This window comes from Trichocoleus sp. FACHB-262 (assembly GCF_014696035.1).
In the GTDB taxonomy this organism is placed as follows: domain Bacteria; phylum Cyanobacteriota; class Cyanobacteriia; order FACHB-46; family FACHB-46; genus Trichocoleus.
Genome location: NZ_JACJPK010000102.1, coordinates 87,229 through 111,659, shown reverse-complemented (window position 1 = coordinate 111,659; position 24,431 = coordinate 87,229). Strand labels below are relative to the sequence as shown.

General features: G+C 49.5%; 25 protein-coding genes. 15 read left to right on the top strand and 10 right to left on the bottom strand.

The features are described 5' to 3' along the window. Window positions 1-72: 72 nt before the first annotated feature. The 3 genes from H6F68_RS24925 to H6F68_RS24915 are packed head-to-tail and all read right to left on the bottom strand — an operon-like array spanning window position 73 to window position 2,846. Window positions 73-819, bottom strand: a complete 747-nt coding sequence (locus H6F68_RS24925) for an NrtR DNA-binding winged helix domain-containing protein (RefSeq protein ID WP_190563203.1) — start codon at window positions 817-819, stop codon at window positions 73-75. Continuing rightward, the gene (locus tag H6F68_RS24920) at window positions 780-1,379 is read right to left on the bottom strand and encodes a nicotinate-nucleotide adenylyltransferase (RefSeq protein ID WP_190563201.1); all 600 of its coding nucleotides are present in this window, start codon (window positions 1,377-1,379) and stop codon (window positions 780-782) included. The genes H6F68_RS24925 and H6F68_RS24920 overlap by 40 nt, the downstream gene beginning before the upstream one ends. 60 nt (window positions 1,380-1,439) lie before the next feature. Further along, window positions 1,440-2,846 carry a nicotinate phosphoribosyltransferase gene (locus H6F68_RS24915; protein WP_199300317.1) on the bottom strand — a complete coding sequence of 469 codons (1,407 nt, stop codon included), beginning with the start codon at window positions 2,844-2,846 and terminating at the stop codon, window positions 1,440-1,442. A 656-nt stretch (window positions 2,847-3,502) separates the two neighbouring features. Between H6F68_RS24915 and H6F68_RS24910 the strand changes: the two genes are divergently transcribed. Further along, window positions 3,503-3,652 carry a hypothetical protein gene (locus tag H6F68_RS24910; RefSeq protein ID WP_190563199.1) on the top strand — a complete coding sequence of 50 codons (150 nt, stop codon included), beginning with the start codon at window positions 3,503-3,505 and terminating at the stop codon, window positions 3,650-3,652. A 256-nt stretch (window positions 3,653-3,908) separates the two neighbouring features. Here the strand turns inward: H6F68_RS24910 and H6F68_RS24905 are convergent, their stop codons facing one another. Continuing rightward, a complete protein-coding gene (locus H6F68_RS24905; protein ID WP_190563197.1) occupies window positions 3,909-4,574 on the bottom strand; it encodes a hypothetical protein in 666 nt (221 codons plus the stop codon). Window positions 4,575-4,974: 400 nt separating this feature from the next. Continuing rightward, a complete protein-coding gene (locus H6F68_RS24900; RefSeq protein ID WP_190563195.1) occupies window positions 4,975-5,673 on the bottom strand; it encodes a diacylglycerol/polyprenol kinase family protein in 699 nt (232 codons plus the stop codon). A 227-nt stretch (window positions 5,674-5,900) separates the two neighbouring features. Between H6F68_RS24900 and H6F68_RS24895 the strand changes: the two genes are divergently transcribed. From H6F68_RS24895 to H6F68_RS24850, 10 genes are all read left to right on the top strand, one after another. Next, window positions 5,901-6,827, top strand: a complete 927-nt coding sequence (locus tag H6F68_RS24895; protein WP_190563192.1) for a TIGR01777 family oxidoreductase — start codon at window positions 5,901-5,903, stop codon at window positions 6,825-6,827. 188 nt (window positions 6,828-7,015) lie between these two features. Further along, on the top strand, window positions 7,016-9,373 hold the full coding sequence (gene pcrA / locus H6F68_RS24890; protein WP_190563190.1) for a DNA helicase PcrA: 2,358 nt from the start codon (window positions 7,016-7,018) through the stop codon (window positions 9,371-9,373). Between the two features lie 29 nt (window positions 9,374-9,402). After that, entirely contained in the window at window positions 9,403-9,654 is a 252-nt protein-coding gene (locus H6F68_RS24885) for a hypothetical protein (RefSeq protein ID WP_190554941.1), read from the top strand. A gap of 221 nt (window positions 9,655-9,875) precedes the next feature. Further along, window positions 9,876-10,478: a TetR/AcrR family transcriptional regulator gene (locus H6F68_RS24880; RefSeq protein WP_190563188.1), complete on the top strand. Its 603-nt coding sequence runs from the start codon at window positions 9,876-9,878 to the stop codon at window positions 10,476-10,478. Between the two features lie 75 nt (window positions 10,479-10,553). Further along, a complete protein-coding gene (locus H6F68_RS24875) occupies window positions 10,554-11,249 on the top strand; it encodes a glutathione S-transferase family protein (RefSeq protein ID WP_190563186.1) in 696 nt (231 codons plus the stop codon). 241 nt (window positions 11,250-11,490) lie between these two features. Further along, on the top strand, window positions 11,491-12,126 hold the full coding sequence (locus tag H6F68_RS24870) for a hypothetical protein (RefSeq protein WP_190563184.1): 636 nt from the start codon (window positions 11,491-11,493) through the stop codon (window positions 12,124-12,126). Between the two features lie 176 nt (window positions 12,127-12,302). Then, on the top strand, window positions 12,303-14,597 hold the full coding sequence (locus tag H6F68_RS24865; protein WP_190563182.1) for an EAL domain-containing protein: 2,295 nt from the start codon (window positions 12,303-12,305) through the stop codon (window positions 14,595-14,597). A 131-nt stretch (window positions 14,598-14,728) separates the two neighbouring features. Then, complete coding sequence (locus H6F68_RS24860) at window positions 14,729-15,001, top strand: BrnT family toxin (protein WP_190563180.1); 273 nt, start codon at window positions 14,729-14,731, stop codon at window positions 14,999-15,001. Beyond that, the gene (locus tag H6F68_RS24855) at window positions 14,931-15,206 is read left to right on the top strand and encodes a hypothetical protein (protein WP_242065646.1); all 276 of its coding nucleotides are present in this window, start codon (window positions 14,931-14,933) and stop codon (window positions 15,204-15,206) included. Before H6F68_RS24860 ends, H6F68_RS24855 begins: the two co-directional genes overlap by 71 nt. 53 nt (window positions 15,207-15,259) lie before the next feature. After that, on the top strand, window positions 15,260-15,766 hold the full coding sequence (locus H6F68_RS24850) for an N-acetyltransferase (RefSeq protein WP_190563176.1): 507 nt from the start codon (window positions 15,260-15,262) through the stop codon (window positions 15,764-15,766). Between the two features lie 15 nt (window positions 15,767-15,781). Here H6F68_RS24850 and H6F68_RS24845 read toward each other — a convergent pair whose 3' ends face one another. Further along, entirely contained in the window at window positions 15,782-17,044 is a 1,263-nt protein-coding gene (locus H6F68_RS24845; RefSeq protein ID WP_190563174.1) for an FGGY-family carbohydrate kinase, read from the bottom strand. 107 nt (window positions 17,045-17,151) lie between these two features. Between H6F68_RS24845 and H6F68_RS24840 the strand changes: the two genes are divergently transcribed. Beyond that, a complete protein-coding gene (locus H6F68_RS24840; protein ID WP_190433532.1) occupies window positions 17,152-17,496 on the top strand; it encodes a hypothetical protein in 345 nt (114 codons plus the stop codon). 49 nt (window positions 17,497-17,545) lie between these two features. Here H6F68_RS24840 and H6F68_RS24835 read toward each other — a convergent pair whose 3' ends face one another. Continuing rightward, window positions 17,546-18,265 (bottom strand): class I SAM-dependent methyltransferase, encoded by a 720-nt coding sequence (locus H6F68_RS24835; protein ID WP_242065645.1) that lies wholly within the window; start codon window positions 18,263-18,265, stop codon window positions 17,546-17,548. Window positions 18,266-18,421: 156 nt separating this feature from the next. On the opposite strand from H6F68_RS24835, the gene H6F68_RS24830 reads away from it, so the two are divergent. Together H6F68_RS24830 and uvsE are read left to right on the top strand one after the other, a co-directional pair. Then, window positions 18,422-18,709, top strand: a complete 288-nt coding sequence (locus H6F68_RS24830) for a hypothetical protein (RefSeq protein WP_190433531.1) — start codon at window positions 18,422-18,424, stop codon at window positions 18,707-18,709. Window positions 18,710-18,774: 65 nt separating this feature from the next. After that, window positions 18,775-19,704 (top strand): UV DNA damage repair endonuclease UvsE, encoded by a 930-nt coding sequence (gene uvsE / locus H6F68_RS24825; RefSeq protein ID WP_190563172.1) that lies wholly within the window; start codon window positions 18,775-18,777, stop codon window positions 19,702-19,704. 74 nt (window positions 19,705-19,778) lie between these two features. On the opposite strand, the gene H6F68_RS24820 is transcribed toward uvsE, so the two are convergent. The 3 genes from H6F68_RS24820 to H6F68_RS24810 form a co-directional block, all read right to left on the bottom strand. Beyond that, window positions 19,779-21,176 carry an amidohydrolase family protein gene (locus tag H6F68_RS24820; protein ID WP_190563170.1) on the bottom strand — a complete coding sequence of 466 codons (1,398 nt, stop codon included), beginning with the start codon at window positions 21,174-21,176 and terminating at the stop codon, window positions 19,779-19,781. A 129-nt stretch (window positions 21,177-21,305) separates the two neighbouring features. Beyond that, on the bottom strand, window positions 21,306-21,632 hold the full coding sequence (locus H6F68_RS24815) for an Mpo1-like protein (protein ID WP_206755558.1): 327 nt from the start codon (window positions 21,630-21,632) through the stop codon (window positions 21,306-21,308). A 162-nt stretch (window positions 21,633-21,794) separates the two neighbouring features. After that, window positions 21,795-22,298, bottom strand: coding sequence for a sterol desaturase family protein (locus H6F68_RS24810; RefSeq protein ID WP_190563168.1), 504 nt, complete (start codon window positions 22,296-22,298; stop codon window positions 21,795-21,797). Window positions 22,299-22,566: 268 nt separating this feature from the next. On the opposite strand from H6F68_RS24810, the gene H6F68_RS24805 reads away from it, so the two are divergent. Next, window positions 22,567-24,261, top strand: coding sequence for a GH3 auxin-responsive promoter family protein (locus tag H6F68_RS24805; RefSeq protein WP_190563166.1), 1,695 nt, complete (start codon window positions 22,567-22,569; stop codon window positions 24,259-24,261). The last annotated feature ends 170 nt before the right edge of the window (window positions 24,262-24,431 follow it).

Here is a 24,431-nt window from a genome sequence, read left to right as displayed (position 1 = left end):
TATTTCAGTGATTAGATGCGTCCTAGGTACTGCTTTACGTAGTCTTTAAGGCTTTGTAAATATTAAGTAAAGTTAAATGAACACCAGCGGTTTGTCCTTGAACGGAGTAAAAGCATTGGCATCAAAGCGGTAGAGACTGGCAGGCCGTCCTGCTCCCCGTGACACTTTGATGCCAGTGTCATGGAGGAAGCCAAGCTTGAGTAAACGAGAGCGAAAATTGGAGTAGTCCGAAAAATTTTCTCCTAGTACGGTTGTGTAGAGTTGATAGAGGTCGTTGAGTGTAAATACGTCTGGTAGCACCTCGAAGGCTACTGGGCTGTATTCCAGTTTGTTGCGCAGTCGTTGATATCCATATTTCAAAATTTGATTGTGATCAAAGGCCAGTTGGGGCGCTTGCTCGAGCGGATACCAAGCAATGCCACTCACCCCATTGGCGATCAGTTCAGCGTCTTCAAACCTTACTAGGGCAAAGTAGCTGACTGAGAGATAGCGCACTCCATAACTGTCAGGTGATTCTCTAGGATCGCGGCCTGGTTCTCCAAAGGTGTAGAGCTGTTCTAGGTAAAGGTTCTTGACACGAATTTTTTCGGCCAGAATTCGATAGGCAGCGTCCTCTAAAGATTCTCCTTGCCGCACTAAGGTTCCTGGCAAGCACCATTGGCCGAGGAAAGGTTCTTCCTGGCGCATTACTAATAAAGCTAGGAGCCGATTCTGAGCTGTATCCACTGAAAAAATGACGTTGTCTACTCCAACTTTGAAGTCCGCCAATGCTGGTTGGGTTACCGGATCTGCACTCTTTTTGGGGCGGTTTCCTGGCATGCGTACAATTGCTCTTGATGAATGTAGGCTTCAACGGTTGGGGATAATGCTTCTACGTGGCCTGCTTCGCGATAGGCGGTGGAAGAAATGGCAGGTCCAGTCAAATCGGCGATCGCAATTTTGGCACCAAGCTGCCTTAAATCCGCCAAATCATTATCCTTTAGAGGGTAACCTGGGCGAGGAATAACCAACAGCTTGACTTGTTGCAGTAGGTCTTCTACTCGGTACCAAGTGGGCAGTTGGGCAACTAAATCTGCACCGATTGTAAAGGTGAGGTGGGCGGCAGGCCATTGCTGCTGTGCCTGTTCAACGGTGATTAAAGCACGAGAACTGCTGAGTTCTGGGTGCAAGCTGATATTGTGTCGTGGTGGTTCAATATCTTGAATCAAGAGCTGGAGCATAGCGCTTCGATGCTCTAGAAGCGTTTGATGAGATTTGAAAGGATTATTAGAAGCCCAAACAGCCACATAGTCGAACTGTTGAGATAACCAACCCAAGATGGCTTGATGTCCGGCGGTGGGTGGATCAGCACTGGTGCCAAAGAGCGCAATGTTCGGCATAGGTTAAGATTGCCAACGGGATAGGTGAGCTGTAAGAACAGGCAAGTTGAGGGAGAGAATCTAATCGTTTCGTGACGGTCGGGCGTGGCGGGTTTGATTCGTGAGCTCTAGGAGCGGGGCGGAAATTTCTAACGGTGGGGGTGATGGGCACTGGAGGCGACGTAACTCGGCGGGTAAACTCGCGACAGAGAGGCTAGTGCGCTCTGCGATCGCCTCTAAGGATTCGAGTGGCTGCAAGCGCTCCCCTTGTTTCAAGACGGGTTGTAACAACGGTTGTTCATGATTAGACATTTCTGTGATCAACCCTAAGCGATCGCTGTGGATTTGTCCGTGTTCAAAGCAGCGAAAAATTTGCTTGCGTCCAGGATAAGTTAACTTACCGCTAGCCTCTTTCATAACTGGTAAGCCATCTAGTTCGACGAGCTTATAAACTCCATTGACAGGCTCTCCGGTGACTAGTCGGGTGCCTAAACCGTAACCATCAATGCAAGCACCTGCGCCTCGTAGCTCTGCAATTTTCCACTCATCTAGATCTCCACTGGCAAAAATGGGTACACCCGGAAGCCGCGATCGCACTTGCTGAGAAAGTGTAACCAAATCTCCAGAGTCAATCCGTACCCCTTCTAACGTCAGGGTGCCAGCTTCGACTTGCTGAGCAAGTTGATCGGCGGCGGCGATCGTGTTGTAAGTGTCAATTAACAAAGGAGCCCCCGGAAAGTAGCGGTGAAAGGCTGTAAACGCTTCCATTTCGCTTCCTTGGAGAGTTGCTAAAGCCATGACTAAGGAGTGAGCCATCGTCCCAGCAGGTTGACGACCGAGCTGGAGGGCTGCGAGCACATTAGAAGTAGCATCTAGCCCAGCAGCTAAAGCGGCTCTGGCTGCCCAGAGAGCCGCCTGAGGGCTAAAAGCCCGACGAGTACCAAATTCTAATAGCACCGCTTGTGGACCCGCCGCATCTCGCATCCGAGCGGCGCGAGTGGCGATGAGCGTTTGGTAATTCAGCACATTTAAGAGATAGGTTTCCACAATTTGGGCTTGCCACAAGGGAGCTTCTACCCTCAAAAGTGGTTCATTGGCGAAGACAACGGTCCCTTCGGGAACAGCCCAGACATCTCCGGTAAAGCGGGCAGTTTCTAGCAAGGTCCAGAAGCGATCGGGAGCGTGGCTAAAAATTTCACTGGCTTGTAGGGCTGCAATTTGTGCTGGACTAAATTGGAGCTTTTCTAAATACTCCAATGCTTGCGCTAAACCCATCGCCACCAAATAGCCAAAATTTTCTGGCAAGCGTCGCACAGTTAGCTCAAAACTAGCTCGACGTTGCTCAATGCTTTCTCCGACATAGCAAGCCGACATAGTGAGCTGGTAGAGATCGGTCAGCAAACTATAATCTTCTGGCTGTAGCGTTAGTTCTAAATGGGTCACATTTTCTCCTAGACCAGCAAAATTCTCAGGTTTGATTTTTGCCAAGGCAGCAACTCTACAACCAACCTCCTAAGTTGCCTCAATTCAGCAATTCAGCCTTTTTCTCAACACCTTTCCACAATGAGTTGCTAATTGGCGTGTCAGTTACGGCATTCAAGGTGCTTCTAACACGACTTTCTTGTCGTCCCAGAGCCTTTGTTCTAATTATAGTCAAATTTACCAAAATTAGATAAAGCTTCTGCTAAGGTTTCACTGATTTTGCCAAAACTGCATGATAGGAGTGGTCTGCAAACAGTGAGGTAGACCTCTTGCCTACTAGCCGACAGCTATCCGTGCTAGGAATGCTCTAGAGATTTAACCCACCAGTTTATAGTGATTTTTTGCAAAATTAGGTACTTGACTTTGCTTAAAAACAATAAGAGTTTGGCTGTTGCGCTTAGCGCCCAGGTTTGACGAATTAGTAATTGTGTCTATGAAAAAGCTCAAAAATCTCAGGGCGATCGCTCTGGCTTGCACCCAAAGAAGTTCTCGCTAGCTGTTTAAAGGTAAAGCAGTATCAAGAAGAGTAAATGATGCTCCAATTAAGCTAAAGAATTATACAAATTTCAATTCGTTCTAGAAGACTTGAAGATAATAAAAGTATCAGGTTACACAGCTTAGTTTAGGTCGAGTCACTACTCACTAATCTTGAGAGAAACCTTATGAAATTACGTACCGTCTTCAATGATTTGATTCAGTTTATTTTTGGTGCTGTGAATCGAATCTTTAGCCCTACTGACGATGAGTATCCTGCAACGGGTGTCCAGCCTTTTGAAGGAGATGTGAGATCCAGTCGGTCTCATGATTGGTAGTTGATCGGGCGCTTAGCGGTTCTGCACTATACTGAGGGGCTAAATGCAACCTTAGTTAGTGTAATCCTAAGTTGCTTGAGTACTGTTGTTAGTTGTCTGAATTAGCTCGTGGTTTTACTCGTAAATATCTTTGACTCGGTGAAGTATTCCCTTATTCTTCGCCGAGTTTAATCATGAGTATCCAGATTTAATTTATTAAACTTGTTTGTTATTTTGTTGCGATCGCTAACTCAGTTAATTAGCTTATCTAAAATAGTTAGTCCGCTAAGATTTCTTGAGTGCAGTTGCCGTTGGAATCCCACTGTAGTTCTGCTATTAGCAGAGCGCTGACTCCGATTACAACTCCAGTCAGCAAAAATTGCCAAGCTGCAAAGTAAGGCAGGATGAAGATGCCGAGCAAATGAATGAGCGCGACTAAAATGAAGGCTCGCGATCGCATCCGCCAACCTGTCCCCAAATAACCCACTGCGTTTAATCCCAGCCATAGGGGGCAAAGCTGCAACAACATATCGCCCCAGCCCCAAAAGATGCTGAGGTCAGTAACTACTACACCACCGAGCATTAACCAAGCCCACCAGCGCAACACCCACTTGAAATGCTCAAATCGGCTCCAGGGTTCTGTTAACAGATGCATACCCAGAGTGCCTAATACTGTTAAGGCAGACCACCAAATAGCTTGCAAACTCCAACTGATAGGTAGAAATTGAGCCGTTGCAAAGATGGCGATGGAAATGACGCCCCAAAGCAGACACGCTTGATCGATGCGCGTATAAAAAGTGGAAATGATGGTTTTATCACCTACCTGCCAATGAATTCTCCACAAACCAGGCAAGTCCTCTATGGCAAAAGCAGATTCTTTAGAGCGCAGTAAAGGAATATCAAAATTAAAAAAATCTAGATTAATCGGGCTAACTAAATTCATTGACTTCAATAAGGTGATTGATAAAAGGCGATTGAAAATAAAATGATGTTGTTCCTTGAGTCGGAACGCTACAATCATCTCTCCTCATGTATCGCCTTTAATCTATCGACAGAAGCGGTTTAACTGATCCGAGAGTCTGTCAACAGAAGTAGCTGAAGTCGTTAGCTTTTACTTTAGATTAATGACTGTAATCTCTAGAGCTAGCTTGGCATAGAACTAAAGACTGATAGTTTATGCTGAATGAAAGATTAAAACTGTATCTGTTTTTACGCTTGAATCTGGTTCAGGCTTGACTTTTTAAGGAATATTAAACAGGTGCTTGGTTTTTGATAGAAATTTAACAAATAATTCGAAGTGCCAATTATCAAAGTGGCTAAATATACCTAACTAATTAGCTCAGTCAAAGAATTTTGCTTAATAAAAAACTTAACGCTCCACTGACAATGGGGACTGTTAAGTTATCGATTCCGAATTTGGAGAAAGCTTCTAAGCCAGCGGCAACTAAGGCGACGGCCAAAGGAATGCACCAAGTTTGCCAAGTGTTGCCTTGGACTCCAAGCAAAATGGCGCTGCTGACTACGTAGCTCACGCCTGCCATCGTCAGTGAGCCTTCCCAGCTTTTTTGCATATCCCAAAGGTGGTAGGGGTGGCGACCAAAACGGCGACCAATTAAAGCTGCTAGCCCATCTCCCCAAGTCATCACCAGGATGCCAAGAGCGGCGTATTGAGGCTGGTGTATAGGCCAGAACCAAGCAATCAACACCCCGATGCTAATGGCATAAAAAAAGGTGCCCCAACTTTTACGACCCACGCTGTTCATGCTTGCCAAAATCGGGACGTAATAGGAAGTAAAGGCGATCGCGCTAGCCAAAACAGAAGCCGTAATGCCCATCCATGCGGGAATCTGGAGCCACCAAGCCAGCAAAATGACATTGCCCACGCCGATATGGACGACTTTCCGGACGATCTCTGCGTCAGTCTCTGTATAACGGCCTAGCCACTCTGCCAAGAGCACGACACAACTGAGCCAGATGCCGACAACAGTCAACTGAACCCAAAAGCTGGGTGGAGAAACAAGGCTGAAGACTTCAGTTAGCAAAGCGAGAACACAGGGTAGGGGTGCTTTCTCACTTTATTAGATCTTGATTAGATCTTGGCTTGGATCTAATTGCTACGGCCAGGAGTGCGATCGCCAGTTGCGCCCTTAGCCACGGCTCCAGCTTCTGTTCTGTATACTGAGCTTTAAGTTTCCTTGATATTTTACATAACAGGTCAGTCTCCTTCAATCCAGATTTTTGAAGGCATTTTTAAGTAACGGAAGAGAGTATGAAAGTCGCGATCGCAGGTGCCACAGGTTTTGTCGGCAGTCGTCTAGTCGAGCGGTTACAGGCAGAAGGCCATCAAATTGTCGCTTTCAGCCGTAGCCGTGAGCGAGCCGAACAGTTGTTTCCTCGCACCGTTTTCTCAAATGTAGAAGTTGTTTCCTATACTCCTACTACTCCGGGCGCTTGGCAGCAGGCAGTGGCAGGTTGTGATGGCGTGGTGAATTTGGCTGGGGAAGCGATCGCGGACGGCAGATGGACTGAATCCCGCAAACAAGAAATTTTGAGCAGTCGCCAACTTAGCACCCAAAACATTGTGGCGGCGATCAACCAAGCCAACCCGAAACCAACCGTGTTAGTCAACGCTTCGGCAGTGGGCTATTACGGCACGAGTGAAACTGCTACCTTTGACGAAAACAGTGCTGCTGGCAAAGATTTCTTGGCGCAAGTTTGCCAAACCTGGGAAGCGGAAGCCCAAAAAGTTAAGGATAGCGGCACCCGCTTGGTGATTGTGCGGACTGGCATTGTTTTAGGAATGGGAGGCGCACTAGCCAAAATGCTACCTCCGTTCAAGCTGTTCGCAGGTGGGCCGATTGGTAGTGGTCGGCAATGGTTTTCTTGGATTCACCGCGAAGACTTGGTCAGTTTAATTCTGCAAGCACTGACCCAAACCGACATGCAAGGGGTGTATAACGGTACCGCTCCGAATCCAGTCCGCATGGCTGAGTTTTGCCACGTATTAGGCGAGGTGCTGAATCGCCCTTCCTGGTTGCCAGTCCCGGATTTTGCCTTAGAAGCACTGCTAGGAGATGGCGCTAAGGTCGTCCTAGAAGGTCAGCAGGTCCTACCAAAGCACACCCTCTCAGATGGCTTGCAATATCAATACCCCACGGTGAAACAAGCGCTCTCAGAAATTTTGGCGGCTGGCTAGAACGAGAATTGGCAATGGGGATAGGCGTAGTGATGAAGGACGGCGATCGCACCTCACCTCACTGCCCCTATCTTCAAGCAACCCTGTAGTATGTGAAATGGAGCCTGCTCTCTACACAAATGACGCTTGCTCTGAAGCTGCCTGACCCAGTTTAATGAGTTCTCTGCTCGCGATCGCACCTAAGTTTTATGACTGCCACCACTGATTTTCTCGGCCATCTCAACCCCTCTCAAAGACAAGCCGTGGAACATTTCTGCGGGCCGCTTTTGGTGGTAGCGGGAGCAGGATCAGGTAAGACCCGCGCCCTGACCTATCGAATTGCGAATTTGGTGCTGACCCATCGGGTAGATCCAGAAAGCATCTTGGCGGTGACGTTTACCAACAAAGCCGCCAAGGAAATGAAGGAGCGGATTGAGCGCTTGTTTGCCGAGCGGCAGGCGTTGGATGAATTTGGCAAGCCCTTTCATTTGCTCGCACCCTACGAACAGAAGCAACTGCGATCGCGGGTCTACAAAAACATCACTAAAGAATTGTGGATTGGCACCTTCCATGCGTTGTGTTGTCGGATTCTGCGGTTCGATGTGGATAAGTATCAAGACAGTAATGGTCGTCAGTGGACGAAGAACTTCTCGATCTTTGACGAATCGGACGCACAGAGTTTGGTCAAGGATATTGTCCAAAACAAGTTGAACTTAGATGACAAAAAGTTCGATCCGCGATCGGTGCGCTACGCCATTAGCAACGCCAAAAACGAAGGCTTGTCACCACAAGAATTGGAGCAACAGCAGCCCAACTTTAGAGGTCGGGTGATTGCGAATGTCTATAGCTGCTATCAGGATGCCCTAGCCGCTAACAACGCCCTAGACTTTGACGACCTGATTTTGCTACCTGTGCAACTGTTTAAGCAGAATGAGCAAGTGCTAGCTTACTGGCACAAGCGGTTTCGCCACATCTTGGTCGATGAGTACCAAGACACCAACCGCACCCAGTACGATTTAGTGCGCCTACTTGTAACAAACGGCGCAGAGTCGCGCGACTTTAAGAGCTGGGATTACCGTTCAATTTTTGTCGTGGGAGATGCCGACCAGTCGATCTATTCTTTCCGCAAAGCTGACTTCAAAATCTTGATGGGCTTTCAGGATGACTTTGGCGATCGCCTCCCCGATGACGACACCCGGACAATGGTGAAGCTGGAGGAGAATTACCGCTCCACCGAAAACATTCTCCAAGCTGCCAACGAACTGATTGAGAACAACACAGAGCGGATCGACAAAGTCCTGAAGCCGACTCGCGGTAGTGGCGAAACCATTTTCTGTCACCGCTCTGATGATGAAACCGCTGAAGCCGAGTTTGCGGTTCACCAAATCCGCACTCTAGAGCGCCAGAACCCCGAACTCAACTGGGGCTGTTTTGCCATTCTCTACCGCACCAATGCTCAATCCCGCGCCTTTGAGGAATCGTTGGTGCGTTGGGGAGTGCCCTACAAAGTCGTGGGTGGTCTCAAATTCTACGATCGCAGAGAAATTAAAGATGTCTTGGCTTACCTACGAGCGATCGCCAATCCTGCCGACACCGTTAGTTTGCTGCGCGTGATCAACACCCCCCGGCGTGGCGTGGGCAAAACCACGATCGACTCGCTAACCAATGCGGCGCAACAACTGGGTGTACCGCTCTGGGAAATCTTGCAAGACGACACTTCGGTTAAAACCTTGGCGGGTCGCTCTGCAAAAGGCGTGCTCAACTTTGCCAGTATTATCCAAACTTGGCGGGAGAAACTAGAAACCATCCCTGCCACAGAGATTGTCCAAGGGGTACTCGAAGACTCTGGCTATATCCAAGACTTGCAGAACCAAGGCACAGATGAAGCCCTCGATCGCGTGCAAAACGTCCAAGAGCTTTACAACGCGGTGCGGCAATTTGAGGAAGATAACGAAGACAAAAGCTTATCCGGTTTCCTAGCCAACGCCTCTCTCGCCTCTGACCTCGATGACCTAAAAGAAGATGACGCCCGCGTTTCCCTAATGACGCTGCACTCCTCAAAGGGATTGGAGTTTCCAGTGGTGTTTCTGGTGGGTTTAGAGCAAGGCTTGTTTCCCAACTTCCGCTCTCTGGAAGATCCCACCGCTTTAGAAGAAGAACGGCGGCTTTGTTATGTCGGCATTACCCGTGCCCAGGAGCGGTTATTCATTAGCCACGCGCGGGAACGTCGCCTCTATGGTTCACGAGAACCTGCTAGCCCCTCGCTATTTCTAGCTGAGTTGCCCAGAGAGTTGCTTACCAGCAACGTTGCTACGGCCATCCCCACACGGATGACCCAGGGAATTGCTGCGGCTAAACGCGAAGGCGTTGCTGTCGGCTCCGCTCGGCCCAATAGCCATGAAGATGACTGGACTGTGGGCGATCGCATTGTGCATAAAGCTTTCGGCGTGGGCCAAGTCACACACATCTTTGGCAAAGGGGACAAAATCTGCCTCGCGATTAAGTTTCCGGGTTTAGGCCAGAAAATTATTGACCCAAAGGTCACAGTGTTGCAGCGCGTAGAATAATTCAATTCAATCGGAGGCACCTAAATAGGATGGCAAAGCATACGCAAGCTCATATGGCCAAGACCCTGGAGAAGAACAGAGCCGAGGCTTGGAAGGATATGACGAAGCGCCAGATGGAATACTACATGGGCGCTAAACTTTTGGAGATTGGGGTGAACCCAAAGTCAGCTATTTACCGCTGGTCTATGGAGGACAAGGGGAATAGCGAGGAGTGGACCTATAGCGCCTATTGGGGTGACTCGAAGGAAAAGCTGGAGCAGCAGGAAGCTCAAGGTAGCTAAATAGGTTGAGTCTTTGGCTTGGTTGGTGCTGCATACCGTTAGATTTTGCAGAACCGAGCCTTTGGGGGCGCTTGCCCCCAAGCCCCCGCTGAGAGACGGTTGCGTCCCTCAGACTCCCTCCAAAAGGGGCACCAATGTTTGTTGTATTAGGTTGATTTGTATTAGTGATGGGGTTGTTGTACTCTTAGAAAGACCGATCGGTCTTTTTTAAGGACTGCTGTATGGCTAAGGCTGACGAAACTAGAGCCAAGATTTTGCAAGAGGCGGCGACTCTGTTTAATCAGCAGGGCTACGCGGGTTCGTCGATGTCGGACATCATGCAGGCGACAGGGTTACAAAAAGGAGGGATTTACAACCATTTCACGAGTAAGCAGGCTCTAGCTTTAGAGGCTTTTGACTTTGCTTTTCAGAGGTGCCAAGAACGGTTTCGCATTGCTCTGGCGACAAAGCAGCATGCTATAGAACGGCTGCAAGCGATTTTGGGTGTCTTTTACAGTTTTATCGAAGACCCGCCGATCGCGGGAGGTTGCCCAATTCTTAATACGGCGATCGAAAGTGATGATGCCAATCCTGCATTGCGCGATCGCGCTCAAGCAGCGATGAATACTTTACGCAATTCGATTCGACGCACTGTGGAGCGGGGAATTGCCAGGGGTGAAATTCGGCCTACGGTCGAGGCGGATACCGTAGCAACGGTGATGATTTCTACCTTGGAAGGAGCCCTAATGATGAGCAAGCTTTATGACGATCCGGTGCATTTGAAGCGAGCGATCGCGCATCTGAATGACTACCTTTGCGATCGCTTACAACCACCATCAATTTAGTGGGTTAAACGAAGGGTTATTTTTTTGCGAATCTACAGACCGATCGGTCGGAATTTGTCTTCCTAGGAGTTTTTAATGCTGAAGTTCTACTATGCTCCCCTCTCACCTAATGCGCGTCGAGTCTGGTTGACGCTGTTAGAAAAACAAATTCCATTTGAACCTGTGCTGATGCAGTTGAATGGAGACCAATTCCAACCGGAGTTCGCCACGATTAATCCTTTTCATCACATTCCTATAGTGGTGGATGAAGGGGTGAGAGTTTTGGAATCTTTGGCAATTCTGGATTACCTAGAAGCTAAATACCCTCAACCTGCTCTGCTGCCAACTGAGCCACAGGCGATCGCCACAGTACGGATGGCCCAGATGGTGACGACGAACGAATTGGGGCCAGCAGTGTTTGGATTGGTTGTGCAGCCCGAAGAACCAAAGCAGCTCGAACGAATTCAACTTCAAGTGGCGCAGGGGTTGAGTTTTCTTAACGAGTTGTTGGGCGATCGCCCCTACTTTGGCAGCGACCAATTGACTTTAGGCGATGTTGTCGCAGGAGTTGTGGTGTCTCTGTTGCCTTATATGCAAGTTGACTTAGTGAGCTACCCAGCCCTCAAAGCTTGGTCGAAGCGGTTGATGGCACGAGAGGCTTGGCAAAAAACACAACCCAACCCACAGCAGTTTGAGGAATTTAGGCGGCGAGTCAAGATCATTGCCAAACAACGGTTGCGCCATTACTTGCAGGGTAGACGACGGGATAAAGCGATCGCCCCTGGTTCTTAGTTCTAGTTGCTACGAGCTGGACCACGGCTGAGGATACCGCTGAGTGACCTGCCTTAGGAAAGAGGGACGCCCGCTTGGATTTATCTACGCTGTGATCAGAATGGGGAAAATAAATGAGTTATTTGCTAATCATTGTGCTGCTCGCTTGGGGTGCGGTTTACCTATTTGCCAGACAGGCAGGTAAGAGTGACGCACCTAAATAATCTGATTGAGCGGTTGGCTGAATCGTGATGTGAAAGCAATGATCAGGAAAGTCGGATTGTGGCTGCTCTGGATTGGCTTTATTGCCTATGCTTTGTTCTTAGCTCCCCCCTGGCAGCCTGACGTAGGCCGCTTACAAAACTTCTTGGCGGGAAACTGGGCAGATCTGAACGCTTGGGTCGTGGCAGTGTTCAGTCTGATTGGCATGTGGGTGATGATCTATAGCTGCCTCATATTTGCCGATGGCCGTATGCAAAAGCTTCCTGCTTGGCCGTTTGTCTTAGGCTCCCTGGGCACTGGAGTATTGGGTTTAATTCCTTATTTGGCGTTACGAGAGCCGAACCAACATTTTTCGGGGCCTAAAGATGGCTGGCTCAAGTTTTGGGATTCACGCCGCACTGGTTGGTTGATCAGCACAAGCACGATCGCCTTTATCGCCTATGGCATTCTGTTGGGTGATTGGGGTGGTTTTGTGCAGGAGTTTCAAACCAGCCGCTTCATCCACCTGATGAGTTTGGCGTTTTGCCTTTTCGGTCTGTTGTGGCCGACCTTGCTAGGAGACGACATGGCCCGTCGGGGCTTAAAGGAGCCAGGCTTGTTTTGGACTGTGGCTTTAATTCCACTATTTGGGCCACTAGCTTACCTTTGCTTCCGCCCACCGCTACCAAACGATTAAAAGTTAGATAATAGATAAAAGTCTAAGCTCGACTGATTCTGTTTTTGGGCCTGCCTGCTTTTATGCCTAAAGAGAGATCTTTAATAATTCTTTGAAAACTCCTGATAATATTTCGGGCTCTCGTGATTTTGTCTGGGAATTACTAATTAAAGCTGTTTTATCAAGGTAGGCGAGTTGTGAGCCAAGCTAATGCTGGTCCGAAATCTTGTGCTTGCTACAACCTCTCGCCCTGTGGTGCAGCAGAGGCTGGCAGATTGTTTCTGTGGCTTCCTGTACCGCACACCCTAAAAAAAATTGTGCCCTATTTGCAGGCAGCAAACTTCAGTTGCGATCTGATGCCAGAGCGGCATGGCTTGAGTATTGCTTGTGCGCCTGGGCAAACCCAGGAATTAGCCAAAAATATCGGCGAGTTGCTGACTCCGCGAGAGTTGGAATCTACTCAAGTGTTGTTTGTTCGAGGCAATATCCAGCCCCGAATTCATGACTTTAGCGATATCACCTCGTTGCAACGCTTCATCAAGTTCACCCAATCCGATTGGCTGGTAGAGATGCTGGCGGCTAAACGCTTCACTAGCTTTTTTCAGCCGATTGTTCACATGGCAGACACCTCTCGGATTTATGCTCACGAAGCGCTATTGCGGGGGTTTGACGAGCAAGATCGTTTGATTATGCCAAGTGCCATTTTGGATTTGGCTACAGAAGCAGGACTGCTACCCCAAGTGGATCGACTGGCTCGTCTAAGCGCGATCGCCGCTGCCAGTCGGCATCAAATCTCTAGCCACATCTTTATCAATTTTTCCCCCACGGCGTTGTATGACCCAGTTTCCTGCCTACGGAGTACTGTAGATGCCATTGACGAGGCAGGCATTCCCCATGAGCATGTGGTATTTGAAGTAATTGAGTCCGATCGCCCTCAGGATTTGGATCATCTCAAATCAATTTTGAAATACTACCGAGATGCAGGGTTTCTGATCGCGCTGGATGATTTAGGCTCTGGCTACTCTAGCCTTAATTTATTGCATCAATTACGTCCAGACTTCCTCAAGTTGGATATGGGCTTGGTTCGAGATGTGCATCAAGACCCTTACAAAGGTCTGATCACAGAAAAGATTTTGGAAATTACGCAGCAGTTAAATATTCAGACGGTAGCTGAAGGCATTGAGTGTATTGGGGAACTGGACTGGCTGCGGCAGCGCGGTGCCACTTTTGCCCAAGGATACTTGATTGCTAAACCAGGCGCTTTGCCTGCCGCTACGACGCCTTGCTTAACTGCGATCGCGCCACCGATTTCAAATCAACCTAGTGACCACCTGCCGGACGCAAGTAGCCAAGCTCAACAGGTAGACAGCCAACCGCTAGCAAACTATGACTTACAGGCGCAAATTGACCAGCAAAGCGAGTCGGAGCGAATTGTTGCTGCTGTAACTCAGCGCATTCGGCAATCTCTGGACTTAAATGAAATTCTGCAAACCACAGCGGCAGAAGTTCGACAGCTGTTTCAGGTAGATCGAGTTGTCCTTTATCGCTTTGCGTCCGACTGGAGCGGGGTTGTGGTGGTAGAGTCTGTAGCCGAGGGATGGCTACCTATATTGGGGCTGAATGTCATAGATACTTGCTTCCAATCCAATCACGCTTGTGAATATAAGCAAGGACGAACTAAAGCAATTGAAGATATTCACGCCGCAGAGCTGACTCCATGCCATGTGGAGCTACTACAGCAGTTGCAAATTCGGGCTAATTTAGTGGTGCCAATTTTGCAGCAGGAGAAGCTGTGGGGGTTAATGATCGCCCATCAATGTAGTGGTCCTAGAAGTTGGAAAGCCTCTGAGATCAACTTATTTAGTCAGTTGGCGGGTCAAGCCGCAATCGCGATTCAGCAGTCGGAACTTTATCAACAACTGCAACAAGCCAACCAAGAGCTACAGCGCCTCGCGTCTTCAGATGGCTTGACTCAAGTGGCAAATCGTCGCTGCTTTGACGAGTATTTAGCTCAGGAATGGCAACGGTTAGCGCGTGAGCAAGCTCCTTTGTCCTTGATTCTGTGCGATGTAGATTGCTTCAAGTTATATAACGACACCTACGGGCACCTAGCTGGGGATGATGCTTTAAGACAAGTTGCCCAAGCGATCGCCCAAGCTGTGAAGCGCCCAAGCGATCTAGTGGCTCGTTACGGGGGTGAAGAGTTTGCCATCATCCTACCGAATACTGATGCGGTGGCTGCTGCCGCAGTTGCGACCGAAATCCAGGCCAAGATCAAAACTTTGCAACTGTTGCACATTAGTTCTCAAGTCACTGGATTCGTGACGCTTAGCCTCGGTGTCGCCACAACAATTCCTCAGAGCCAGTCTTCTGCTGCAACTTTAATTGCAGCTGCGGATCAAGGTCTTTACCGAGCTAAAGCTCAAGGCCGCAATCGCTTATTTCAAATCAACTACGAAGAAGCAAATACTGCTGCAATTGTGGAAAGCTAAGCCTGCTTGTATGTAGAGCGATCGCGCGAATAGTATAGACTGGCAGTTTCGGTTGAAGCGCTAATCTTGGTGGGCGATTGCCCAGTGCTTAGCTCCTAAGCTATTAAGGTAAAAAAGTATAAACTTCTAGCATGGAGTTTGAATGGGATTCCAACAAGGCTGCTAGCAATGTTCAGAAGCACGGCGTTGAATTTCAGGAGGCAGCTACAGTGTTTGGTGATGTACTATCTGCTACTTTTCCCGATCCTGATCATTCAATCAGAGAAAATCGCTACGTCACTATCGGACTATCCAGGTATGGCCGTCTACTAGTGGTTTCTCATGCTGACCGCAATGACCGTACCCGAATCATTAGTGCCCGCGAAGCAACGCGACAAGAGCGGAGGTTTTATGCAGAAGGATGAAAATGAGCTGGAAGATGAGCTTCGCCCAGAGTACGACTTCTCCAAAATGGTAGGTGGGGTGCGAGGTAAGTATGCGGCACCCTATAAGGCGGGGACAAATCTTGTGTTGCTTGATGCTGATGTGGCTAAAGCCTTCCCAACGGCTGAAGCTGTTAACGAAGCATTGCGATTATTGATGCAAATTGCTGAACGTCAACGTGCCTAGCTTCTTTTGCTGAATGGCGTTTATATAAGCAGGGCGATCGCACTCAGATCAATATGCATTATTTGGTTCAACCCCTAACCATTACAGATGAACCGTTTCTGTGGAAAATGCTGTTTGAGGCAGCTCACCTGAGAAACGAGGGCGAAACCAATATTCAAGCCGCGATGAACAATCCTCTGCTAGCTCGTTACGTTGAAGGTTGGGGCCGAGAAGGAGATCTAGGATTTGTGGCGATCGCCTCCGGTACCAACCAGAAAGTTGGAGCAGTCTGGGTCAGGCTTTGGACAGGGGCAGAAAAAGGCTTCGCTTATGTAGCAGATGACGTGCCAGAGTTAGCGATCGCCGTACTACCGGACTATTGCAACCAAGGTATTGGCACTCAGCTCATCGCTCATTTACTCGAAGCGGCAAAACCGATTTACCCAGCAATTTCTCTCAGCGTCAGAGATAGTAATCCTGCTCTACGGTTGTACGAAAGGATGGGGTTTCGAGCGATCGCGGGGAGTGAAGTTCGCAATCGCACTGGCGGCATTTCCTTCACGATGAAAATAGCGCTATAAACGTAGACTTGCTACTTACAAAATCTGGTTGCAATTCCGCATTGCCAGCAAAGCTGTACCGTAGGCTGCTTCCGTTTGCGCGGAGCGAACCACAGAGGTTTTTAGTTGGCGCTCGCGAATTTTGGTCCAAGCTGAGTTGTCTGCCCCTCCCCCCGCTGTGTAGACCTGTTTGAGCGGCGTAGCTCCTAACTTCTGCAATAGCTCATAACCTTGGGCTTCAATGCGAGCCATACTCTCTAACAAGCCGTGGAGAAATTCCACTGGGTCTTCCGGGCGTGGTTCTAGTTGGGGAGCTAGGGCAGCATCATTGATCGGAAAGCGTTCGCCAGGGTGCTGCAATGGGTAGTAATGCAACGAGCTTTCCTGTTCAGTGGGAATTTTTTCGCTAAGCGTTTCTAGTTGCTCAGAACTAAAGAATTTTTGCAACACTGCTCCACCTGTGTTGGAAGCGCCACCCACAAGCCACCACTCGCCCAAACGATGGCTGTAGATACCGAATTGAGTGTCATCGATCCGAGTTTGGCTCAAAAGCTTGAGGACCAGAGTGGAACCGAGCGACGTGACAGCTTCACCGGGGATTTGGGCTCCACTGGCGAGAAAAGCAGCAATGCTGTCTGTGGTGCCTGCACAGACGAGGCAATCGGAGCGCAAGCTAAATTGGGTAGCGATCGCCGCCTTAACCGGGCCAATGGGCGTACCAGGAGCCACAACCTGAGGTAGCAAGGGTGACATGGGCAAACTCTCTAACCAAGCTGGGTAGCATAGCTGCTCGGCGTCGTAGCCCAGCTTGAGACTATTGTGATAATCGCTGATCCCTAATTTGCCGTGGAGTAGAAAACTCAACCAGTCAGCCTGGTGCAAGAAATAGCGCACTTGAGCAAACTGCGGTTGCTGAGTCCACCACAACAACTTAGCCAAACTAGAAGTGGCACTGATGACGCTGTGATTCGCAGGGGCGATCGCTTGTAACATCTCCAAAACTGTTGCTCCACGAGCATCGTTATAGAGGATCGGTTCATCAATGGGTCGTCCGGCGCTGTTGCAGATCAGCACAGTCGAAGAGGTGCCATCGATCGCGATCGCTCGGATAGATTGGCGCAGCTCTAGAGGAATTTTCTCGATCAGGGCAAATAAAGCCGTTTGCCAACTGGTGACCCAATCCTTCGAAGCCGTGGCGACATAGGGATAACTGGCTTGTGCCTGCACGGTTCCCTCGGCGTCAATTGCGATCGCGCGTGCGCCTGAAGTGCCAAAATCTAGGCCAAGGTAAAGGTTCATTTGGTTAAAAAGGTATTAAATCTATCTACTGACGTTAGACGTTTGGTTTTATACTCACTACAATTCATTCTTAATAAGAAACGGCAAAAACTCTTTAGGAGTTTCACATGAAATACACATTTGAAGTCCTAGGTGTCTCACCCATTTTACATTTCTTCAATCATCAACAAGAAATTATACAAAAGCTGCCAGAACCTGGGGTGGAATATGTTGGTTCCTACCGTTGCACCCTTGATTCTTTTATTCAATCCATCGAGACAGTACCTCCCCAGCGCGGTTGGGATTTAGATCAAGTGGTAGAAACTGTCGTCAATTTTTGGATGAATAATTCTGAAAAGATTCAACTCTGGAAACACCGCTTAGAAGATGCTGGCAGCGAGAACTTAATTGTGGCTAGGATTGCAGATCTCAAAGCTTTAAGAACCACGTTTGAATCTCTAATTAGTGATTAAAACAACAAGCTATTCTTAGCTATTCCTAATAAATTGTCAGTCGGTAATCCTAGGGTTTAGTGAAAACTGTCAGCATCACAGGACCCAGTAGATAATAATGGCCTTGGCAAGTTAGCCCTGTCTGTTGTCCTAGCTGTTCGCGGGCTTTCTGGCTATAAAGCCGAATTTCTCCTGGCGAGATCAGTAGAACTTGGGTATCTGACCAAGGCTGCCACGTCAGGTCAACCAAGTAGAAGCAACCCGCTGGTTTTAAGACTCGGCTGACTTCAGCAAAAACTTGCTCTGGCTGGCGGTAGTGCAAAAAGCTAAGCGTATTAAACACGGCATCAAACTGTGCCTCGGCAAAAGGTAGCTGCTCGGCATCACCTTGAACATAGGCGAGTCGAGACGATTGAGGATGACGTTTTTGGGCTTGCCCCAGCATTTCGGGGGAGAGATCCAATCCTGTCCCTTGTAAGCTGGGAAATTGCTCTGCTAAACGATAAAGTAATCGCCCAGTACCGCAACCCAGATCTAGTACCTGAGCGCGATCGCCTAGCTGAGTAAATTCCAACAAGCGCTGATGAATGGCTTGGTAAAACACTGAGGGAAAGAGCCAGTCATAACTGGGTGCCCAGCGATCGAACAGTTGTTTCTTGTCCAAAGATTTTTCGTTCCCAAAGATAAAGAGACATGGTTCCAGAACAGCGAGCAAAGCCTTTCCTTTATTCTCGCGATCGCTGGCAGAAGGTGTGGGGATCAGAACCCTACTCAAGGTATAGGTAGCCAAGGTGGAGGTCCTTCCCGCCGAAGGAATCTCTCTGAAGGTGAACTGAGGTAACTTGGTAGGCGTTGAATGAGCTAAGACTTCGCCGCATTGGATGCATGAGGTGTCAAGGCAAATCTTACTCAGCCAGCTTGAATTTTTACATACGGGGATATGACCATGAGTGAAGAACAAGAATATAGAAGCGGTAATCCTGAAGACGCTGAACCTGGCAAAGGTGCAGGAGGGGATCAGTTTGGCGTGCAGATGGCGCAAAACCCAGCTGTGAACCCAGCGGATGAAGAAATTCCCTCCAACGTAGATGTGGCCCGCAATATCAAGAACTTGGATGCTGCGGTGGAGCAGGAAGAAAATACTGACCTGAAGACAACCGATGGTTATGTGATTGATGAGTCTGGTCGGATCGACAACTTCGCGATTGAACCTCCTATGTACGTGCAAGAATAAACTCCGTTTAGCAGCGCTCCCAGAGCCGAACTTAAAGCAGCCGAATCCAGAGAAGCCGAACCCCGATGAGCCAACAGTTGACAGACACCGCACTTCCAAAATTGGGGTTGGTCTGCATTACCTCTACCAATCAAGTGCGCTATCGTGCTTTGACCCGGAAGCGGTTATTACAGTTAGAACTCAGTGAACAGGAACGAGTTTTACGAGCGCTGTATGCCGATAATCTACAGCGCCTCAACCTCGCGATCGATTTCTGTCTAGAACAAGGGATTCGGCTCTATCGGCTAACTTCAGCTTTATTTCCGTTTGCCGATGAGCCAATCGGTGAAGGGATTTTGCTGGAGTTTCAAGACCCCCTCCGAGCCACAGGCGATCGCGCCCAAGTGGCAGGCATTCGCCTCGTCATCCATCCCGACCAGTTTGTGGTGCTTAGCTCTGATAAACCAGAGGTGATCGAGAATAGCATCAAAATTCTACGGACTCAGGCGCAAATCTTTGACTTGCTCGGTTTGCCGCGATCGCCTTGGGCAATGATGGAAATCCACGGCGGCAAAGGCGATCGCGCGGAACGGTTGATTCAGGTGATTCGCGATCTACCTGATGGGATTCGTTGCCGTTTGGCTTTGGAAAATGACGAGTATGCTTACAGCGCGGCAGAAATCTTAGCGGTCTGCCAGGCGGCTGAAGTGCCAATGGTGTTTGATGCTCACCATCATGTCATTCACGAAAAACTGGAAAGCTATGAGCATCCTAGTGTAGCGGAGATGGTGCTAGCCGCTCGTGGCACTTGGTCTTTTCCAGAATGGCAGCTAGTGCATATTTCTAATGGTTGTGATGCTTTTGGCGACCCCCACCACAGCGATCTCATTACAGTCATGCCCAGTTCTTACCGGGAAGTGGCTTGGATTGAGGTGGAAGCAAAATTGAAGGAGCAGGCGATCGCGAAACTCCGGGAAGAATGGTTAGCTCCCGCGCTCGCCTCAATGTCAGCCTAATCAACCAAATCTCGATTTTTTCTCAACCCCTCTCCACACCAAAGAGGGGTTGATCGATCAGGAGCTAAGTTAGCTTATTGAGCTGTGACGGTAGCTTCAGCTTTGACGTAATCAGGTAAAGAATTACGCAAGCGATCGCCGTAGAGCGCCAGCGCATTACCGCCTAACAATAATGCTAGGTGCTCGCGATCGTACTCAGTGGCTGTGGCTGCATCCTTAACGCAATCCTTGAGGACGCCATCCCAGTGGCCGTAGTCACCAGAGAAGCAAGGAATGTGCTTGCCTGCTTCACCCATTGCCTGAGGCATGTAGGAGGGGCCTGGGTCATCCGACTCATAGGACGCAAAGATCTGACCACGTTTGAAGTAGTCCAGCGGGTCGCGGTGGCGCAGATCGTAGTGCTCATACAGGCTGGCGTCATCGATCTTGGCAGGGTCATGCTCAGCACTCCACAGCAAGTCGAACAGATTTTTCGCCTGGTTGAGCAAGTTAACGTTTTGCACACCCCGTTCTTGGATCATCAGCTTGGTGAAGTCCATGAGGGAGGGGCGATATGGGTTCTTAGGATCGAAGTCACGAATTCGCTTCTCCCAGTGCTCATGGAAAGCATGGGCGAGGTCAGGAATCCAGCCGCAACCTCCTTCGAGGAAACCAACCCGTAGAGTGGGGAATTGCTCAAATGCCCCATCGAAGACCATGCGCGCCATTGCCATTTGCTGCTGGTTGCGCTGCACGAATATGTGGCTCAGGACAAAGGTTTCCATGTGGTCAGCAATGCCGCCCACCATGTAGGAACCAGGGCCACCGTGGATGCCCAAAGCAATATCCAACTCCACCGCAGTTTGTAGGAGGGGGCGGAAGTCTGGATGGCTGATGTTCTTGCAGGTGCGGATTTCGGGGAAGGCATCCGGCGCTTTGGGATGAGGAATGGGCAGGTTGGGAGCCACCGCTATACCGACCATGCCGAGTTCATTGATGCAGCGCTTCATCTCCGCGATTGCAGCGTCTACATCTTGAAGTGGCAGAACCCCGATGGGCTTGAGGCGGTTGTCATAGCCACGGCAGTCATCTGCCATGTAGGTGTTGTAAGCACGGCAGAGGGCGATCGCAAAATCTTTATCTAAAATGCTGGAAAAAATCAGATTGAGCGTGCCGTAGATAACTTGGACATCTACACCTTCGCGGTCCATGTGCTCAATGCGGACCCGGTTGAACATGGCACCGAGAGTCGTCTCAGGATGCAGGTTGCGGAAGCCACCTTTGCCTAAGCCTTGGGGCTGGGGGAACATCCGCACATAATCGTTTTTGCCAGTCGCAGGATTAAAGTCAATCAGCTTCGCGCGCTGATCACCCAAACTGTCAATCACTAGACCAATGCGATCGCGATACTGTGGCTCTATATAATCCCGCAGCAGTAGCGGGTTTTCGAGCTTGTGGGCATCCGCATCGATTACCAGTAAACCTTGATACATGAACGCTCCTCAGTGGATAGCCTGTAAAGCGGAGACAAACCAGCCAGCAAACCTGGAAACAGTTGCCGACGTTGGCTCCAACAAACTTTGAATCAAAGAAATTATTGAGTTTGTGTACAAGTGTAAACGCTAAGCCGTCTTGCGCTGTAAGTAAGCCAGAATTTGGCGCAGACCAAACCAATTCTCGAAGGACCAAGTGAAGGAACTGAGAATAGTGATGCCAGGGTACTTGACGAAAGCAGGCTGATTTTTCTCAAAGACAGCATGGCCGCCTAGGGCAAACACTTGGGTGAATACTAGGCAAACTAAGGTCAGCCGCCAATCGTAAAATAGCAAGATTACCGCTGCGATCGCCAAAATATTGGTGAGATGGTGCAGAGCCTGGTTAATGGGGTTTTGATGACTGGCAACAAAGTGGGCTTTCGATTCTTGCAACAACTGTCGAAATTCGCTCAAGGTGGAATCCTCACAGACTAAGAATTCATGCCAGGGATCGGAAACTATTGTTTAAGCAATAAGCAACTGTTTAAGCAACATAGCACTAGGCTTCTGGCTTAGGCGAGGGCGATCGCCAGTTTTTGGCAAAAATCACCCGGTTGGGCTGCATCTAAGCTAGCGCTACCACCACCGGAGTTGCAGATAACTCCGTTCTGGTTGGCTCAGTTCTTGCTCGCTCAGCCACTCCACAGGCTTGTAGGTGCCAAAAATATGGTCCCACCAATCTACAGCTAAGCCGAAGTTGTGATCCCACATGCCGTATTTATGATGTACGTAATGCACAGGCATCTTCATCCAGAAGCATTTCGTGGGGTTTTCGTGCTGGAGCTGATGGGCATAAGCTGAGAACGCTGCATAGGCGATCCCACCTAACAACCACCCGCTACCCGCAGGAATCGAGACAAAAAACATCAAGCCCAGCACAATAAACGTGCCTCTGACGTAGTCACGGAATTCCCACAAAACGCCTTGGCCTTCGTTACGCCGATGGTGGTCGCGATGGCGCTCGCCCACCTGAGGGGACGCATGCATTAGGCGGTGCATCCAGTACTCCACCAAGCTGGCCAGAATAAAGGCGATGATGAAACAGGCAATGCCGATGGCGATCGGCTCTAAGGTCAGCATGAACTCTCCTTCCTCACACGGTGCCCGCAAAGAACCAATAACGACTATTTTGACATCCTCTTCGTGGCTCAGGAGTTACCAAAGGAGATTTGTGGCACTGATTTCTAGAGAGCATGGATCTAGCGAGGCGATCGCTCAGCCTAGAATTAAGAGCTTTTTCGCGGCTTGAGAACCATTTGGCGCTGCTGGTGTCTATTTGAACTCCAGGGGTAAATCGGCTTTAATCGAAATCCAATGCATCGTGCGGATGAGCGTGAGGGGAAGGGGAATGTCGATCTTGTTACCGATTCTGGCGACTGTGAGTCGTCAAGTGAAAAATAGCTTTGTCAAAAAAACTCGGCGCACTTTAGCGGTGCAAGAGCAGTTCCTGAAGGAGTTGCTGGTTGCCTATCAAGACACCGCCTTGGGGCGAGAGTATGGTTTGCGCGACATCAAAACCATTGACCAATTTCGCGATCGCGTCCCAGTTTTACCCTACAGCAGCTATGAGCCTTATACCGAGCGCATTGCTCAAGGTGAGCAAAACGTCTTAACCCCCGATCCGGTGGTCTATCTCAACCTCACCAGCGGTTCGACGGGGCAAAAGAAACTGATTCCCGTCACCAAGCGATTTCAAAACTCTCTGCGGCAAGCGAATCTCACCAGCATTGGGTTTTTGAGTGACGCCTTACGCGATCGCGGCTCCCAGTTTGGCAAACTGCTTGCTACCAACTCGGTACAGCTTTTGGGTCGCACTCCGGGCGGTATTGAGTATGGGCCTGCCAGCGTTGGCGTGCTGCGGATGGGCAAATTTCTCTACGAACAACTCTTTGCGCATCCCTACGAAACGTTGCTGCCCGATGACAGCCTAACGCGCCATTATCTCTGCCTGCTGTTTGCGCTGTGCCAGCCTGAGATGCGAGGTTTAGGGGCTAACTTTCCCATGCTGGTGTTGCGGATCTGCAATTATTTGGAGCAATACGCTGAGGAGTTAATACACGATTTAGACCAGGGCACGATCGCGCCTTGGTTGAAATTAGCGCCAGACGTGCGCGCGAAACTAGAGCGGCAATGGTTAGCCAATCCAGGCCGAGCGGCTCAACTTCGCGAGGTCTGGAAGTCGGAAGGGCGGCTGATCCCAAGGCTCGTTTGGCCGCAGCTTTCCTATGTGGCAACTGCGCGGGGCGGCACTTCAGATTTCTACTTTGAGCGCTTTCCGCAGTACTTTGGCGACACCCCAGGCTATGGCGCGGTCTATGCCTCTGCCGAAGGCACGTTTAGCATCTATCCGGAACTGGGCCAAGATGGCAGCATTCTGGCGATCGAGAGTGGATTTTTTGAATTTATCCCGGAAGATCAATGGGAGGCTGAACAGCCCCAAACCTTGCTAGCACCGGAAGTGCGAGTGGGCGATCGCTACCGCATTTTGATGACCAACTACAGCGGTTTCTATCGCTACGACATTGGTGACGTGGTCGAAGTGACGGGCTTTTACGAGCAATCGCCATTGATTGTTTTCCGCCATCGTCGGGGGGGGTTGCTCTCCTCGACCACCGAAAAGACCACCGAATTCCATGTGACTCAAGTGATGCAATCGCTGCAACAAGAGTTTGGCCTGCCCCTAGAAGATTTTTGTGTCACTTTAGCTGAAGATGTGATTCCAGCCCACTATCTAGTAAACATTGAGCTGCTGCCTGGTCAAGCGCTCGATAATCCATCAGCTTTCCTGCATCGGTTCGACCAAAAACTGAAGGAAATTCACACTTCTTACGAAGTCAAGCGGCGAGACGCTGTGCCCGCACCACGACTTCGCATTCTGGCTCCAGGCAGCTTTGCGATCGTCCGCCAGCGGCAACTTAAGAAGGGGGTCCCAGATTCTCAGCTCAAGTTTCCTCACATCAGCGAGGACCGCAGTTTCTTGGCAGGGTTAACCGTGGCCCAGGAAATTCGACTGCCAGAAGTGGCGAATCGGGAATCTTATTAGTTGGAGCTGGTGTCCCAGGGAGCAGTTGCCAAACCGTCAGCAGCCACCAAAGCTGTAGAGTTATTAAAGATCCGGAGTGGGTACTCTCAAAGGATGAAAGATTAGTCATATCCCCCTTTAAGCTGTGGCTAGAGCTTATAGCAGGCACTAACGTAAGGGGCGATCGCTTA